Origin of the sequence: Pseudomonas japonica (genome assembly GCF_900188455.1) — a bacterium.
GTDB classification, from domain to species: Bacteria; Pseudomonadota; Gammaproteobacteria; order Pseudomonadales; family Pseudomonadaceae; genus Aquipseudomonas; species Aquipseudomonas japonica.
In genome coordinates, this window is the sequence record NZ_FZOL01000017.1 from 103,747 (window position 1) to 118,031 (window position 14,285).

Below are 14,285 nucleotides of genomic sequence, written 5' to 3' on the forward strand. Positions count from 1 at the left end.
TCAGTCGGACGTCAGCATGGCCAGCATGGCCGCCTGGAAATGCTCGCCATAGGGCGGCAGCAGCCCCCATTCGCGACGCGGGTCATGGCTCGGCGCCTTGAATACCGTGCGCATATGGCTGAATTCGAGGAAACCTTCGCGGCCGTGGTAATGCCCCATCCCGGAGGCCCCGACACCGCCGAACGGCGCGTCGTGCATGGCCGCGTGCAGCATCACGTCGTTGAGGGTGACGCCGCCGGACAGGGTGTGGTCCAGCACGCGACGCTGCTCGTCGGGATCCTGGCCGAAATAGTAAAGCGCCAGCGGTCTGGGTCGGGCATTGATCTCGTCGATCACCGCGCCGAGGTCGTCGTAACCGAGCACGACCATGGCCGGCCCGAAGATCTCCTCGTGCAGGATGCGGCTGTGCGCCGGGGGATCGATCACCAGGCGCAGCGGACGCCGGCGCTGCTCCGCGCTGGCCGGCAGCTCGTGCGGCAGCGACTCGATGCGCGCCCCCAGCGCCCGGGCATTCTCGATATAGCCCTCGACCCGGGCCAGGTGCCGCGGGTTGACCACCGCCACCACATCCGGGTTGTCGGCGATGCTCGGGTGCAGGCTGGCATAGGCCGTGCGCAGCGCCGCGAGGAAAGGTTCCAGCAAGATTCGCGGCACATACAGCAGATCCGGATTGATGCAGATCTGCCCGCCATTGGTGGCCTTGGCCACGGCGATGCTGAAAGCGGCCTGGTCCAGATCGGCGCTGGTCGAGACGATCACCGGCGACTTGCCGCCCAGTTCCAGAGTCACCGGCACCAGGTTCTGCGCGGCATTGGCCATCACCGCACGGCCTATGGCGGTGCTGCCGGTGAACACCAGGTGATCGAAGGGTTGCGCGGTGAAGGCTTCGGCCAGCGCGGTGTCGCCGGTGACCACCGCTACTTCCAGCGGATCGAGGTGTTCGTCGCACAGGCGGGCGAGGACCTCGGCGGTGCGCGGGGTGACCTCCGACGGCTTGAGAATCGCCCGGTTGCCCGCCGCCAGCACCGAAGCCAACGGACTGAACAGGGTGAACAGCGGCGCGTTCCAGGTGCCGAGAATGCCCACCGTGCCCTTGGGCTGGTACTTGATCCAGGCGGCGGCGCCGAGCTGGTCATAGGGCGGGAATGGCGCGCGGGGCTCGTCCTGCATCCATTGCTCCAGGTGCGCGCGCGCATGCTTGAGCGAGGCCAGCGCGCCGAGGATGTCGTTCATCAGGGAAAAACCGGCGGGACGGCCGCCGAAATCGGTGTCCATGGCCTCGGTCAGCACGGCGTGGTGGTTCACCAGCAGGTCGATCACCTGCTGGATGCGCCGCCGCCGGGTGGCGGCATCCACCGCTCCCGCGGTATTGAACGCGGCTTTCTGACGCGCCAGCAGTGAAGAGAGGATCGATGAACTCATGCTTGCCCCCTTGGCAATTGGCCGATTGTCGTGGCTCTTGCAGCGCCCGATGCGCAAGGTCCACGTTGCCGGCAGAAGCCCCGGCGCGCCTCGTCCGATCGGACGAGAATCGAGCAAAAGCGTTAGTCCGTTGAGACGATGTTCGGCGCCTCGTCGCGGCGAATACTGGCCACAGGTAAAACCACTGCATGAGGCCAGTCATGGCAACACAACACCTCAGTTTCGACCCCCAGGCCTTCCGCGCGGCGCTCGGTACCTTCACCACCGGCGTGACCATCATCACCACCCAGGGCGAGGACGGCGCACCGGTGGGCATCACCGCCAACAGCTTCAACTCGGTCTCGCTGAACCCGCCGCTGGTGCTCTGGAGCCTGTCCAAGCAGGCCCGCAGCCTGCCGGTGTTCAGCAGCGGCAAGCACTGGAACGTGCATGTGCTGTCCACCGAACAGGAACGCCTTTCCGGGCGCTTCGCCACCCAGGGCGAGGACAAGTTCGCCGAGATCGAGCTGGACCGCGGCATCAGCGAAGCGCCGCTGCTGCAGGACTGCACCGCGCGCTTCCAGTGCCGCACGGCCTTCCAGTACGAGGGCGGCGACCATGTGATCTTCGTCGGCGAAGTGCTTGCCTTCGACCACAGCGACCGCGCACCGCTGGCCTTCCAGAGCGGCCAGTACGCCCTGACCACACGCAAGCCGCGCAACGAACTGCGCCTGGCGACCACCCCGCCACCGGAATGCAGCTACACCGAGGACCTGCTCGGCTACCTGCTGGGACGCGGTCATTACCAGGCGCTCAACCTGCTGCGCCAGCTGCTGTGCAACCAGCAACTGGACGAGCAGGCGTTCTTCATCCTCGCGGTGCTGTGCATCCGCGACAACCTCGACCTCGCCGAGATCAACACCTTCGTCAGCTACACCGGGCATGTGGTGACCCTGGCCGGCATGCGCTTCCTCGAACGCCAGCAACTGGTGGCGATCGAGGGCGAGGACGACGACCTGCGCTTCGTGCTCACCGCCAAGGGGCGCGAGACCTCGCTGCAGCAGGTGGCCCTGGCCAAGGTGGTGGAACAGGAACTCACCGCCAAGCTCGGCCAGGCCGATGCGCAGGCCCTGAAAGTCCTGCTCAAGCGCCTGATCGTGGTCAGCGACCCCGGCCTGCCCGACCTCTGGGCGCCGCGATGAGCGCCGCCGCGCCGGCATTGCCCGCGGCGGCGTCGGGCTGGCGTGACCATGGCCTGCTGTTGCTGCTGGCCATGGTCTTCGCCGACAACTTCGTCGGCCGGCAGATCCTCGCGGTGATGATCGAACCGGTGAAGGCCGAGTTCGGCGTTGGCGACACCGCCATGGGCCTGATTTCCGGGCTGGCTTTCGCCGCGGTGTATGCGCTGACGGGGCTGCCGGCGGGGCGCCTGGTGGATCGGCTGTCGCGCACTCGCCTGCTGGCGCTGTCCTGTCTGCTCTGGGCCCTGGCCACCATGGCCTGCGGCGTGGCCGGCAGCTTCGTGCTGCTGGCCATCGCGCGGATGCTGGTGGCGGTGAGCGAATCGCCGACCACCTCGGCCTCGCTGTCGCTGATCGCCGACCTGTATCCGCCGCAGCGGCGTTCCTTCGCCATCAGTTGCTTCACCGCCGCACCGACCTTCTCCTCGATCATCGGCCTGAGCATCGGCGCCTGGGTCGTCGAGCACCACGGCTGGCGCTTCGCATTCATCGCCCTGGGCGTACCGGCCCTGGCTTTCGCCGCCGCGCTGGCGTTCGTCGTGCGTGATCCGCCGCGCGGACGCTGGGATCTGACACCGCACCAGCCCTCGCCCTCCCCTGGCCTGCTGCGCGAGGCTGGTGGGCTGTGGCGGTTGCCGGCCTATCGGCAGCTGATTCTCGCCGGCGGGCTGACCACCCTCAGCTCCTATGCCATCGCCATGTGGAACACCAGCTTCCTGGTGCGCTCCCATGATTTGTCGCTGCAGCACGCGGGCTTGCTGGCCGGGGTGATCTGCGGCACTGCCGCGGGCGTTGGCGGGCTGTTCAGTGGCTGGCTCAGCGACCGCCTGAGCCGACGCGCCGGGCATTGGCAGTTTTCCATCCCGATCATCGGCCATCTCACCGCGATGTCGGCCCTGGCCACCTACCTGCTGTGGCCGGACACCCTGCTGCTGCACCTCGGCAGCCTGCCGGTACCGGTGGCGATGCTCTGGTGCGCGCTGTACAGCTTTTTCGCGGTGTGGTGGGTAGCGCCGTCGTACAACCTGGTGACCCAACTGGTGCCGGCCAATCGCCGGGGGACAGCGATGGCCTTGCAGACCATCGTCAGCACCTTGCTCGGCATCGGTATCGGGCCGCTGCTGGCCGGGTCGCTCAGCGACCTGCTGCTGCCGGTGGCCGGACAGGACTCGCTGCGTTATGCCCTGTTGCTGGTGAGTTTGCCGGTACTGGGGGCGGTGTTTTTGCTGGTGCGGACTTCGCGGCGGGTGGTCGAGGGGGGCTAGCGGTGTCTATTCGGGGAGCCTGCAGAATTCGCAACAATCCTGCGCCAGGATTTTCCGAGTCTTTGCAGGCCTTCCATTCACCTGTCCTCGCGGGAGTGACACAGGCGCAGCAGATAAGGTGATCGATCGGGAGAGCGCCGCAAGTCTCAAGACAGTCACCAGCCAACCCTGATGTGATCTCCCGCCCCTCTACTTACCCCTGAAACCCGCAATCGCCTCACGCGCCACATCGCTCTCCAGCATGCGCATGAAGACCCGGGCTTCCTCATCGATACGCACCACGACATCGTCGTTCTTCAGCAAGCGCTTGGTCTCGATCAGCGCCTGCAGCGGTTTGCTCGCCAGCTTGCGCGCCTGGGTCAATGCGCTTTGCAGCACCTGCGAAGGTTCCAGCACTTTGCTCACCAGCCCGGCCCTTGCCGCCGTCTCGGCATCGAAGGGATCACCCAGCAGCAGCGCCTCGGCGGCACGTTGGTAACCGAACAGACGTGGTAGCAACAGGCTGGAACCCGCCTCCGGGCACAGCCCCAGGTTGACGAACGGCAGGCTGAAACGGGCGTTGCTGCCGGCGTGAACCAGGTCGCAGTGCAGCAACAGGGTCGTACCGATACCTACCGCGACGCCGCAAACCGCCGCCACCAACGGCTTCGGAAAAGCCGCGAGCGTGCGCAGGAACTGCCAGACCGGGGCGTCCAGGCTATCCGGCGGCTGGCTGAGAAAATCGCCCAGGTCGTTGCCGGCGGAAAATGCCTGCTCGCTGCCGTGAAACAGCACCACCGCGATCCGCGGGTCATCCGCGGCGCGTTGCAGGGTTTCGCTCAGGGTCTGGTACATGGCCACGGTGATGGCGTTTTTCTTGGCTTCGCGGTTGAAGGTGATGACGAGGACGCCGGAGTCTTCGTGGGTGTGGATATCGGTCATGGTGGGCTCGCTGGTTATGGGGTGGGTAGCTATAACCGGCGGGAGGGGTTGGGGAAACGTCCGGATTGAGTAGAAGTCTGCTTGCAGCTTCAGCTTGGTAGCCAAGTCCTGGTGAAAAAATTTCAGAAACCATGGCTGTCAAAACGGAAATTTTGTAAGCGATACGAGAGAGTTCGACGCATTTACTCGACTCCTCTGCGAAACAAGGTTTCGGACCCTCTGAATATGCATACTCCCCGGCCCCTCTAAGGAAACCTGCGCATTCATAAAAAGTAGGAAATGTCCTTATTGGCTACGGGATATTTCCTACTGCTCGACAAGAATAGCCCTGCTGACTCAGTCCATTTATGTCGTAAGGATGATCAGCGCGCTCCTACCACCAAGGTCGCAACACTCTTTCTTCAGGGATATGTGGAGTTTCAACTCTAATGATCATCAATAAAAATACGTCAGAGTTAGATAATCAATGGACTGACTGGCGCTGGCAGCAGCGCAATGCTTGCCGGGACGAACTGTCACTAAGTCATGCCTTGGGCGGATTGGGAAAATCAGAGATCAGCGTCATAAAGAAAAACCTTACGAAGCAAAAACTACAGATAACACCCTACTATCTTGAACTTATTAAAAGCCATCAAACGGCCAAAAACCTTAGCGACAACCCACTATGGCGACAAGTAGCTCCATTGTGGGCTGAGGAGCCAGTCGGTGGATACGATGGAGAATCGGAAAACTGGGAACTGAACCATGAAATGAAGACGCCCATCTGCCAGCACAAATATCAAAACAGAGTAATTTTACGCATTACCAATACGTGCAATTCCTATTGTCAGTTTTGCTTCGAGGCTTTGCGAACCTTAAAACCAAAAACAGAAAAGGAAAATGCCAAACGCAACTCGTTTGAAGAGTCACTGGATTACATCAGACACAACCCGGAGATAGAAGAGGTAATTCTGAGCGGAGGCGATCCTCTGATGTTGACTGATAGCAAACTGGAGGAGAGTCTTTCCGCTATTCGTGCAGTCAATGAAAATCTGTTAATCCGCTTGCACTCTCGCGCATTGACATTCAACCCTTTTCGTATAACCAATGAACTGATCGAGACTTTCCAGAGATACCGCTTAAGCTCGTTCGGCATACATGTGTGTCACCCTTGGGAATTAAGCGAGGAATTTTCCAGCGCTCTGCGCAGGCTTCAGAGCGTCGTCCCACTAGTGTTTGCAAATACTCCATTTCTTAAGGGCATCAACGACAAGGAGGAAACTCTCCACCGGCTATTCATCGAGCTCTATCGCCTGGGCATAAAACCCTACTATTTGTATCACTTCATGCCATTCTCTCCTGGTGCCGGTGTCTACAAGGCCAGCATCAATGATGCGCTATCCATCATGAATAGGCTAAAGCGGCGCATATCGAACATCGCGCTACCAGAATATGTATTGCCTCACTCGGAAGGTAAATTCACCGTACCTCTGATCAATGAGGAAAACCCTGTGCCTACGTTTGAATATCGCGACGGAAAGCGCTACTACCGCTTTACAAACTGGAAAGGTGACGCCTGCGAGTGGCTCGACAACTAAACAGCGAGGAAGGTATCGATGAAAACCAACGTTATTGTCTTTGTTGATGTTGATGAAACGGAACAGTCGTGCTACAGCTATCGAGAGCCGCATTTCGCGGCTGCACGCAGGCGCGGATTATTTTGCTTGACCATTGCGAGAAAGAATCGATCCTCTTTGACGCGACTGTACAACGACAGCGACCAGGTCATCCTACTTGAATCACTGGACGAACAGTCCATACTTGCGTCATTGTCGACTTTGCATTCCACCTACCGGATCAAAGCACTATTTTGCTACGCTGGGCAGGCTACACGATTTGGTCAAATCGGAGTCATTGTCGCCAATATCTGCAAGTCTTTAGGACTTACCTACTCTTCCGCAATGAGCATCGGCTTGTGCAATGACAAGTTCTCGATGCGCGAAGCACTTAAGGAAAAAGGCATTGCATCGACCGCATTCGCGCTATGCCATAACCAATCTCAACTAATCGAGCAAGCAGAAAAAATTGGCTACCCGTTGATCGCGAAGCCGCGATTTGGTGCACGCTCTGCATTCATCAAGAAATGTCACACCCTGCGGGAACTGATAGAACATTACGATATTTATAGAGCTGATTTCGACCAGGTCCTCTCCAGGGACAGTTTTGGAAGTTTCGAGCGACCCACGGGAGATGGGAACTTTCCCGGGGCGACCATTCTGCTCGAATCATGGATAGACGGTATAGAAGGTAGTGTCGAATGTGTAATAGCAAATGGTTCAGTTCATCCGCTGATCATAAACGAGAAACTTATACTTACTGATCGAAAAAATACCATTCTAGAAAACCTTCTGATCACACCACCCGAGTCTTTTTCTTCGGCACAACAGCAAAGGATACGTGAGTATGCTCGACTTTGCATCGAGGCCGTCGGATTGGACAACGCAATAGCTCACTTTGAATTTAAGATGACCTCGAATGGTCCGATTGTGATTGAAATCAACCCCCGCCTTGGTGGCCTATATGTCAGTTCAGCCTTTACCGACATTGCCGAACTGGATCCATGGGAAACCTATCTTGACCTACTACTGAACGACAACTCCATTGCTGAGCGCTTAGCACAAGCCTGGAGCAGGGTGAATAGATGTACGGATAGATACGCCATGATTGCTCTGTACCCAGACTCACCTGGGCGATATCGGGAGGTCACTGACACTGGAACGTTGCAGAATAAAATGGAAATTCTCCAGTTCGAGCAACTGAAGGACGGCGCCATGGTGACATCAGAAACAGAAGAGCATTATCTGCTCAAATGCTGGGCAAAAGTGAAAGACACCGCTTCAGCCAGATCACTGTACCGCGAGGTCTCGGATCTGATAAGCCCAGTAATCGACTAAGCAGGTGTTCGTACACATGAATAGTCTTGTTGAGTCCCTAAAAGAAGCAGGCTTCCTGCATATTAAGAACATAGCGCAGCGGGCCTTCAGCAGCCCCTTGCAGAAAAAACTGTTCTCTTCTTGGTGGGGGGATCTTGTCCCAGACGAAAACTTCAAGGAATACACCAGTCGCGCCCGCAGAATCCTGCGATACTCCCTCTCCGGGCATACCCCGTCAACACTGACAATCAACAGAAACAGCTCTTACTCCTCTGCCGCAAAATACGAGATAGCATATAAGGAAGGGGTAAACAATCTCACGTATTGCGAGGAGGGGTTCATATCGGATCCCATTCTGCAGGCCGTTCTTCTTTTTGATCTTGAGCTTTGCCGTTCGTTCATTGGCCAGGGTAAATCAATAGAGCTGGATATTCATCAGTTCAGGATAAAATCGGAGGCAGGAGCGATCAGTCCAACAACGTCCGGAATTCATCAAGATGAGTATGACATGGTGTTTATGCATTTCGTTCGTTCCCAGAACATCTTGCCCGTGATTTCAGAGGTGTTCAGCCATCCAGATGAAGACGCCCTTCTTTTCAGGAAAGAAATGACAGGCTTCCTGGAAACCCTCGTTATTGATGATCGCCAGTGCTGGCATAGAGCATCGGCAGTCAGGCAAAAAGCACTAGGGGCTCCGGCCTGGAGAGATATGCTTATCGTGAGTTGCCGAAAGTCTGCATGGGAGGCGCCATTATGATCCAGGAAGGACATTCCATTTACGCAACGAATATCAGCTTGATCATAACCGCCCGCTTCTTTTCCGACTTCGGCGCCTTCCTCAACATGGTCGCGCTGTCCACCTACGTGTATATGCTGAGCCAGAGCGTACTGCAGGTCAGTCTGTTCCTCGCCTGCCGGGTTACGGGGGGTGTGCTGGCGAGCCTGGTTGGCGTGCCCTTCTTCCGGCGCTTTCGTGGGCGATTCTCGTTGCTGGCCTTCGATATCCTGCGTGCCTCATTGCTGAGCTTGCTGCTGATCCTGCCGTCTGGACTGCAACTGTACGTACTGCCCGCGATCGCGCTGGGAATAGGTCTGGGCAATTCGATGTTTGCCATAGGCCTGAACAGCCAGTTGCCTTGGTGGGTGGAGGAGTCCCGGCGAATATCCACCAACGCCTGGTTGACTTCACTGTCCGCGATGGGTGCGGTGGCCGGCAGTCTGGTGGCCGGGCTCCTTCTGGCCAGCATTGGTTATGAGGCGGTGTTCCTGCTCAACATCGTGGTTTGCCTGTTCGCTGGGCTTTGCGTGCTGCCATTGCGTTTTCTCGTCACGCCGACGCAGGGCCCCGCGCAGAGTCAACAGCAGGAATGGCGCAACCTCCGCTCAGGACTGCGCTCCGCGCCGATCCTGGGTGGGATGCTGCTGGTCACTATCGCCGATACCCTGGGGAGCGCCGCGCACAACGTGGGCTTTCCAATTCTTTCCGAACTGATCACGCCGGCGTCCGCGGGCAAGACCATGGGACTGCTGCTGGCCGTCTGGGCGGCGGGGAAGTTCACCGGCGCGCGGGTTGCCGATGGCCTGCTGCGCCGCGGCGCGGTTGTGCGACTGGAACGGCTGTTTCTTGTCGGCGTCGCGCTGATGTCCCTGGGATTCATCGGCACCTTCCAACAGAGCGCAATCCCGTGGGCACTGGCCTTCGTTGCGATAGCGGGGATTGGTGATGGCATTTCCGACGTGAGTCTTGTCTCGCGCATCCAGAGTGAGCCGGATCAATTGCGATTACCGGTGTTCAGCCTGATGACCCTACTGCAGCAGACCGGATTCGGGATTGGCATGCTGATCGTGGCACCGTTCTATGTGTGGTTTTCGCCAGCGGTGGTGATCGTGATCTTTCATGGCTTGCCATTGCTGACATTGGTAGGGGTGGCGTTGCTGAGCCACCGCGCACACCGCGATAGCAATAACCGACGCAGAGACTTGAGGAAACGTCCACATTGATTAGGCTTGACGCGAGCTAACGTCCTCCCTCACACCGTTATGGTGGAAACTACATATCGAAACCTGACACCGTGGTCAGATTTTACACCAATATGAGAGCCCGTCATGAAAGTCAGTGCCCGTAACGTATTCAAAGGAAAAGTTCGCGAGCTGCGCCCCGGCGCGGTCAACAGCGAGGTCATCATGGAGCTGGCTGGCGGCGAGACGCTGGTGGCGGTGGTTACCATGGAGAGCGTCAGCAGCCTGAAACTCGCGCCAGGCGTGGATGCCGTCGCCTTGATCAAGGCCCCCTGGGTGATGCTGATGACCGACTCCAGCGATATTCGTCTGTCTGCACGCAACTGCCTCAGCGGCAAGGTCGTGAACGTTACCGATGGCGCGGTCAACGCCGAAGTGACGCTCGAACTCGCTGGCGGCACCAGGGTCTACTCGATCGTGACCCGCGACGCGGTCCAGGAACTGGGACTGGCACCCGGCGTGAATGCCACCGCAGTCATCAAGGCCTCCCACATCATCCTCGGCGTACCGGCCTGATGCACTTCACAGGAGCATCGAAGGGTGCTCCTGCTCCCCCTCAGTCGTATTCGGCTTCGAGATGATCGCCCAGCAAGCGCAACTGCCGCGGGGTCGCGGCGGCAAGCACCCGCGGATTGAAACGCCAGCGCAGATAAGGCGAAAACTTCTGCGCCACCATGCGCCGCCCATAGTGGATCTGCAGCAACCGCCGCATCCGGTCCGGGGTGCGGTTGTCGCTGCCGGCGTGCCAGAGCTCGCTGCGAAACACCAGGACATCGCCGGCCTTGCACAGCACAGGCCGGGCCACCTGCCCCCGCCAGCCCTCCTCGCCCGCCAGCGGTGCCCTGCCGGCACGGTGACTGCCCGGCACTACGCGGGTCGGTGCCAGGTCGAGATCGATGTCGTCCAGGTACAACTGCGCCGTACAGATGAACATCGGCAAGTCGAAAGCCGGATCGCCCAGCCATTGCTCCGGTAGCGCCAGCGGCAGGTAATCCAGGTGCAGCGGCAGGCCGCGATAGCCCGGATGGCAACGCCAGGCGGTCTGGCCGATCACGTGACAATCATCACCCAGCGCCGCCTCGGCCAGCTCGATCACCCCGGGCAGGTCGAGAAACGCCAGCCACAGCGGATCGCGGTTGAACACGCACTTGAAATGATCGAGCAGGCCGCTGTAGTCCCAGTGTTCAGGTTCGAGCCGGGCGATGGCCGCCCGCAGCTGTTCGACCTGCCCGGCATCCACCACGCCGGGCAGGAGGACGAAGCCCTCGCGATGCAGGGCCTGCAACTGCCCGTCAATTGCGCTCACCTAGCGCCGCTCGTCCGACAACGGCGTTGGCGGGTCCGACTTCGGCTCGTACGTTTCGTGATTGATATCGCCGGGCCCGGTCGGCCGTTTCCGGTCGCCGTTGACATTCGGATCGGTGACCGGATCGTGTTCGCGCTGCGGATTGACCAGGGGGTCCTTCCACAGCGGATCGTCATGGGGTTCGGGGGTGTTGTTCATGACGCGGACCTCCATCGGGATATCCTCATTCGAGCAGACCCCGGGAAAGGAGTGCCGGGCAGCCGATCAACGGGCCGATGCTGGTAAGGTGTGGCCCCGCAACCCCATCGAGGTACCGATGAACATCCGCCTTGCCCGCCCCGAAGACGCCTTCCTGCTCCCGGTCATCGAGCGCTCGGCAGCGCAGTCGTTCCTTGCCCTGGAGAAGCTGGCCTGGCTGGCCGGACACGACGTCTTGAGCGTGGAGCAGCACCTGGCCTTCATCGCCCAGGGCCTGCACTGGCTGGCGGTGGACGAGCGCGACCAGGCGCTGGGCTTCGTCTGCGCCAGCGCGCAGGACGACGCGCTGCACATCGAAGAACTGTCGGTTGCCCAGGCCAGCCAGGGGCACGGTCTGGGGCGCAAGCTGCTGGCGTGCGTGGAAGCCTGGGGCCGTGGCGAAGGCTTCAAGGCGTTGACCCTGACCACCTTCGCCACGGTGCCCTGGAATGCACCCTTCTATACCCGGCTGGGTTTCCAGCGCCTGGACGACGCACAGGCCGGCGAGTTTCTGCGCTGGCAACTGCGGCACGAACAGGCGCTCGGCCTGTCGGACCGCTGCGCCATGCGCAAGGCGCTGTGATCCTTACTCCGCCGGATCGGCGGGTGGTGTCTGCTGCGCCTGACGCAGCGCGTCGAGATCAGCTTCCAGCTGCTTGACCTGCTTGGCCAACTGGCGCCGCTCGCCACTGACCTGCTCCATCTGCGCCGACAGTGCCTGGCTCTGCCGCTGCAGCTCTTCACGGGCACCCTGGGACTGCGCCAGGTTGGCACTGAGGGTGCGTCCTTCGCCGATGTAGTGCTCGCACTGGTCCTTGAGCTGCTGCGACTCGCGCTGGATATGCCGCGCTTCCACCAGAAGACGTTCGTTGTCGCGGTTCAGGCGCGTGGTTTCGTCCTGCTTGACGATCAGCGTCTGCTGCAACTGGCGCAACTCGCCCTGCAACTGCTGCACCTGCGCTTCGTGGCGGCGCTGGTCCTGCTCGCGCTGTTCGCGGCTGGCGGTGCGGTAGTGCTCCAGGGCATCGCGGGCGTGCTGGTGCTTGTCTTCCAGCGAGGCGATCTGCTCGTCCTTGTCGGCCAGACGCAGGTTCAGCTCGCCCACCGCCTGGCTCAAGGTCGCATTGCGCGTGTGCTCGCTCTGCAGCGTGCTGCGGGTGGTGGCCAGTTCGGCCGATTCCGCCGCCAGCGCCGCGCCCTGGATCTGCAACTGCTGCTGCGCCGCGGCCAGGGCCTGCTGGCTGTCCTGCAACTGGGTCTTCAGCCCGGCCAGCTCCACATCGAACGACTTCTGCGCCTCGGCGACCTTGCTGTCGCTCTCTTCCTTCAACTGCTCGGCCAATTGCCGCACCAGGCCGCTGATGGACTCGCTGAGGTCCGGCACGCTGGTGGTGGCCGGCGGTTTCTGGATTTCCAGCTCTTTCAGATAACGATGAATGGTGGTCTTCGAACCGGTGTTTCCGAGTTCAATACGCACCGCGTCGATGCTGGGGTGATCGCCCCGGGCCAGGATCGCCTGACGGGCCTTGTGCACGACTGCCTTGTTGATACCACCGCGGGCCATGTTGCCTTTTCCTGCAATTTCATAATGTGGTACGTATCATGTATTTACATACCAATTTAGTCAATGGCGAAACATGAAAACGTTGAAATTTAAGATTAAATAATCACGACTTATCGAATGTGATAGTCGATTCAGGGGGTAAAACGTCGCTGCGCGGCCTCGGCGGTCATCAGAAGTGAGATCGCTGTCATCAGAAATGAGATTCTGGCGGTGCGAGCGGTGTGCCGCCGTGGCTGCATGGTGAAGGGCTTGGGGATTTTGCGCCTCTGATCGAGAGGCCTAAGGGCTGGCGCCCAGTGATGGGAGATGAGGAAAAGCGGAAAGCTATCCGACCCCCCCTTCATCTGTCAAAAGGAAAGACAAGGAATTCAGCAGTACGACGGTCAAGTTTGCGCAATCAAAATCAAGTGTACTGACATGCGCAGCAATTACACATAGTTCGTGCCCCTCACAAAGATTTAAAACGCACTACTCAACTTGGCTTTTTCATCTCGGATTTGACACTGTCTACCAGTTGTTCTAAGTCGAGTCCGGGATCAATGACTAGAAATGTCTCGACGATCAGTGCCAGCGGGTGAATACCCAATCGCTCAGTCAGTTCAACGACCTTCTCCAGGCTAACCGCCTTGGTGCCTCTCTCAAGACAGCTCAAATAGGTCCTGCTACTTACTATCGAAAAGTCCTCCTGAGTGAGCTTTTGCCGTTTGCGCGCGTTTCGTAGCGCTATACCAAACGCTTGCTTCACGTCCATCATCATTCCTCGCAAAAGGAATGATGAAGCCTTTTTTGAACCCTATAGGACTACAACCTATAGTGTTCATTTTGAATTGGCAGTATGCTTTCCGAGTTTTCACTCCGCCATCTTTCACGAATGTTAGTGCCGCTCCTCATGCGGCAGCCACTCGACGCTTACCATTTTCTCTATCCCGGAGCCTCAAGTGCTTTTCATATTCGACCCCGTAACACGGGATGTAAGAACCTGGACTCATTGTGAGCTGGAAGGCCTCTGCTTTTTTGTCACGATAAAGTGCATGCATACCGGGCAGAGGAATCGCGCTGCGATCGTCAACTGCGCATATGAGCTTCGCCACTATCTACTGACAGCTAGGGATGTGGAAATCCATCAGGTGCAGATGATGTGCCCTCCCTCGATCAGCGGCCAGAATCAATGGGTGCTTTCCGAGCTCGACAGCATCACGCTCTACTCCGGCGTTGACACCAATGAAACCGCTATGGTCTATCGAGCTAAAGGACAGGTCTACAAGCTTGGAGAACTCGATCTCCGAAAAAGAAAAACGGCGCGCACTTTTTACACCAGTGCAGAACTGTCGCAACGAGTTACTGAGGCTAGCGAGTGCCGACCACCTGTCAACAATGTCAGTCTCTACTCGTATGTTTAGAGCAAGAACCGGCTTCCCA

Annotated in this window: 15 protein-coding genes; 9 read left to right on the forward strand and 6 right to left on the reverse strand. The window is 59.2% G+C overall.

The genetic code is table 11. From position 1 onward, the window contains the following. Positions 1–1,473 carry a coniferyl aldehyde dehydrogenase gene (locus CHB99_RS19915; RefSeq protein WP_281177163.1) on the reverse strand — a complete coding sequence of 491 codons (1,473 nt, stop codon included), beginning with the start codon at positions 1,471–1,473 and terminating at the stop codon, positions 1–3. 149 nt (positions 1,474–1,622) lie between these two features. On the opposite strand from CHB99_RS19915, the gene CHB99_RS19920 reads away from it, so the two are divergent. Both CHB99_RS19920 and CHB99_RS19925 read left to right on the forward strand, forming a co-directional pair. Next, positions 1,623–2,603, forward strand: a complete 981-nt coding sequence (locus CHB99_RS19920) for a flavin reductase family protein (protein ID WP_042126897.1) — start codon at positions 1,623–1,625, stop codon at positions 2,601–2,603. Beyond that, a complete protein-coding gene (locus CHB99_RS19925; protein ID WP_042126896.1) occupies positions 2,600–3,907 on the forward strand; it encodes a spinster family MFS transporter in 1,308 nt (435 codons plus the stop codon). Before CHB99_RS19920 ends, CHB99_RS19925 begins: the two co-directional genes overlap by 4 nt. 189 nt (positions 3,908–4,096) lie before the next feature. Here the strand turns inward: CHB99_RS19925 and CHB99_RS19930 are convergent, their stop codons facing one another. Beyond that, positions 4,097–4,828 (reverse strand): enoyl-CoA hydratase, encoded by a 732-nt coding sequence (locus tag CHB99_RS19930; protein WP_042126894.1) that lies wholly within the window; start codon positions 4,826–4,828, stop codon positions 4,097–4,099. A 428-nt stretch (positions 4,829–5,256) separates the two neighbouring features. On the opposite strand from CHB99_RS19930, the gene CHB99_RS19935 reads away from it, so the two are divergent. From CHB99_RS19935 to CHB99_RS19955, 5 genes are all read left to right on the forward strand, one after another. Next, positions 5,257–6,405: a KamA family radical SAM protein gene (locus tag CHB99_RS19935; protein ID WP_042126892.1), complete on the forward strand. Its 1,149-nt coding sequence runs from the start codon at positions 5,257–5,259 to the stop codon at positions 6,403–6,405. A gap of 18 nt (positions 6,406–6,423) precedes the next feature. Further along, entirely contained in the window at positions 6,424–7,761 is a 1,338-nt protein-coding gene (locus CHB99_RS19940) for an ATP-grasp domain-containing protein (protein WP_042126890.1), read from the forward strand. A 16-nt stretch (positions 7,762–7,777) separates the two neighbouring features. Continuing rightward, entirely contained in the window at positions 7,778–8,497 is a 720-nt protein-coding gene (locus tag CHB99_RS19945; protein ID WP_042126888.1) for a 2OG-Fe dioxygenase family protein, read from the forward strand. After that, positions 8,494–9,741 carry an MFS transporter gene (locus CHB99_RS19950; RefSeq protein ID WP_042126912.1) on the forward strand — a complete coding sequence of 416 codons (1,248 nt, stop codon included), beginning with the start codon at positions 8,494–8,496 and terminating at the stop codon, positions 9,739–9,741. The genes CHB99_RS19945 and CHB99_RS19950 overlap by 4 nt, the downstream gene beginning before the upstream one ends. A gap of 105 nt (positions 9,742–9,846) precedes the next feature. Next, the gene (locus CHB99_RS19955; RefSeq protein ID WP_042126885.1) at positions 9,847–10,275 is read left to right on the forward strand and encodes a TOBE domain-containing protein; all 429 of its coding nucleotides are present in this window, start codon (positions 9,847–9,849) and stop codon (positions 10,273–10,275) included. A 40-nt stretch (positions 10,276–10,315) separates the two neighbouring features. On the opposite strand, the gene CHB99_RS19960 is transcribed toward CHB99_RS19955, so the two are convergent. Continuing rightward, complete coding sequence (locus tag CHB99_RS19960) at positions 10,316–11,065, reverse strand: phytanoyl-CoA dioxygenase family protein (protein ID WP_042126883.1); 750 nt, start codon at positions 11,063–11,065, stop codon at positions 10,316–10,318. Then, positions 11,066–11,263: a hypothetical protein gene (locus tag CHB99_RS19965; protein ID WP_042126911.1), complete on the reverse strand. Its 198-nt coding sequence runs from the start codon at positions 11,261–11,263 to the stop codon at positions 11,066–11,068. Positions 11,264–11,381: 118 nt separating this feature from the next. Between CHB99_RS19965 and CHB99_RS19970 the strand changes: the two genes are divergently transcribed. Continuing rightward, complete coding sequence (locus tag CHB99_RS19970) at positions 11,382–11,885, forward strand: GNAT family N-acetyltransferase (protein ID WP_042126880.1); 504 nt, start codon at positions 11,382–11,384, stop codon at positions 11,883–11,885. Between the two features lie 3 nt (positions 11,886–11,888). On the opposite strand, the gene CHB99_RS19975 is transcribed toward CHB99_RS19970, so the two are convergent. Further along, complete coding sequence (locus tag CHB99_RS19975; protein WP_042126878.1) at positions 11,889–12,866, reverse strand: DNA-binding protein; 978 nt, start codon at positions 12,864–12,866, stop codon at positions 11,889–11,891. A 472-nt stretch (positions 12,867–13,338) separates the two neighbouring features. Further along, complete coding sequence (locus CHB99_RS19980; protein ID WP_042126877.1) at positions 13,339–13,617, reverse strand: helix-turn-helix domain-containing protein; 279 nt, start codon at positions 13,615–13,617, stop codon at positions 13,339–13,341. A 280-nt stretch (positions 13,618–13,897) separates the two neighbouring features. Between CHB99_RS19980 and CHB99_RS19985 the strand changes: the two genes are divergently transcribed. Further along, a complete protein-coding gene (locus CHB99_RS19985) occupies positions 13,898–14,266 on the forward strand; it encodes a hypothetical protein (protein ID WP_052419494.1) in 369 nt (122 codons plus the stop codon). The last annotated feature ends 19 nt before the right edge of the window (positions 14,267–14,285 follow it).

Bases quoted from the DNA above. Each gene is read 5' to 3' on its own strand.
- CHB99_RS19970 (WP_042126880.1), top strand. From the start codon at position 11,382: ATGAACATCCGCCTTGCCCGCCCCGAAGACGCCTTCCTGCTCCCGGTC.
- CHB99_RS19950 (WP_042126912.1), top strand. From the start codon at position 8,494: ATGATCCAGGAAGGACATTCCATTTACGCAACGAATATCAGCTTGATC.
- CHB99_RS19965 (WP_042126911.1), bottom strand. From the start codon at position 11,263: ATGAACAACACCCCCGAACCCCATGACGATCCGCTGTGGAAGGACCCC.
- CHB99_RS19980 (WP_042126877.1), bottom strand. From the start codon at position 13,617: ATGGACGTGAAGCAAGCGTTTGGTATAGCGCTACGAAACGCGCGCAAA.
- CHB99_RS19975 (WP_042126878.1), bottom strand. From the start codon at position 12,866: ATGGCCCGCGGTGGTATCAACAAGGCAGTCGTGCACAAGGCCCGTCAG.
- CHB99_RS19940 (WP_042126890.1), top strand. From the start codon at position 6,424: ATGAAAACCAACGTTATTGTCTTTGTTGATGTTGATGAAACGGAACAG.
- CHB99_RS19985 (WP_052419494.1), top strand. From the start codon at position 13,898: ATGCATACCGGGCAGAGGAATCGCGCTGCGATCGTCAACTGCGCATAT.
- CHB99_RS19930 (WP_042126894.1), bottom strand. From the start codon at position 4,828: ATGACCGATATCCACACCCACGAAGACTCCGGCGTCCTCGTCATCACC.
- CHB99_RS19920 (WP_042126897.1), top strand. From the start codon at position 1,623: ATGGCAACACAACACCTCAGTTTCGACCCCCAGGCCTTCCGCGCGGCG.
- CHB99_RS19925 (WP_042126896.1), top strand. From the start codon at position 2,600: ATGAGCGCCGCCGCGCCGGCATTGCCCGCGGCGGCGTCGGGCTGGCGT.
- CHB99_RS19955 (WP_042126885.1), top strand. From the start codon at position 9,847: ATGAAAGTCAGTGCCCGTAACGTATTCAAAGGAAAAGTTCGCGAGCTG.
- CHB99_RS19945 (WP_042126888.1), top strand. From the start codon at position 7,778: ATGAATAGTCTTGTTGAGTCCCTAAAAGAAGCAGGCTTCCTGCATATT.
- CHB99_RS19935 (WP_042126892.1), top strand. From the start codon at position 5,257: ATGATCATCAATAAAAATACGTCAGAGTTAGATAATCAATGGACTGAC.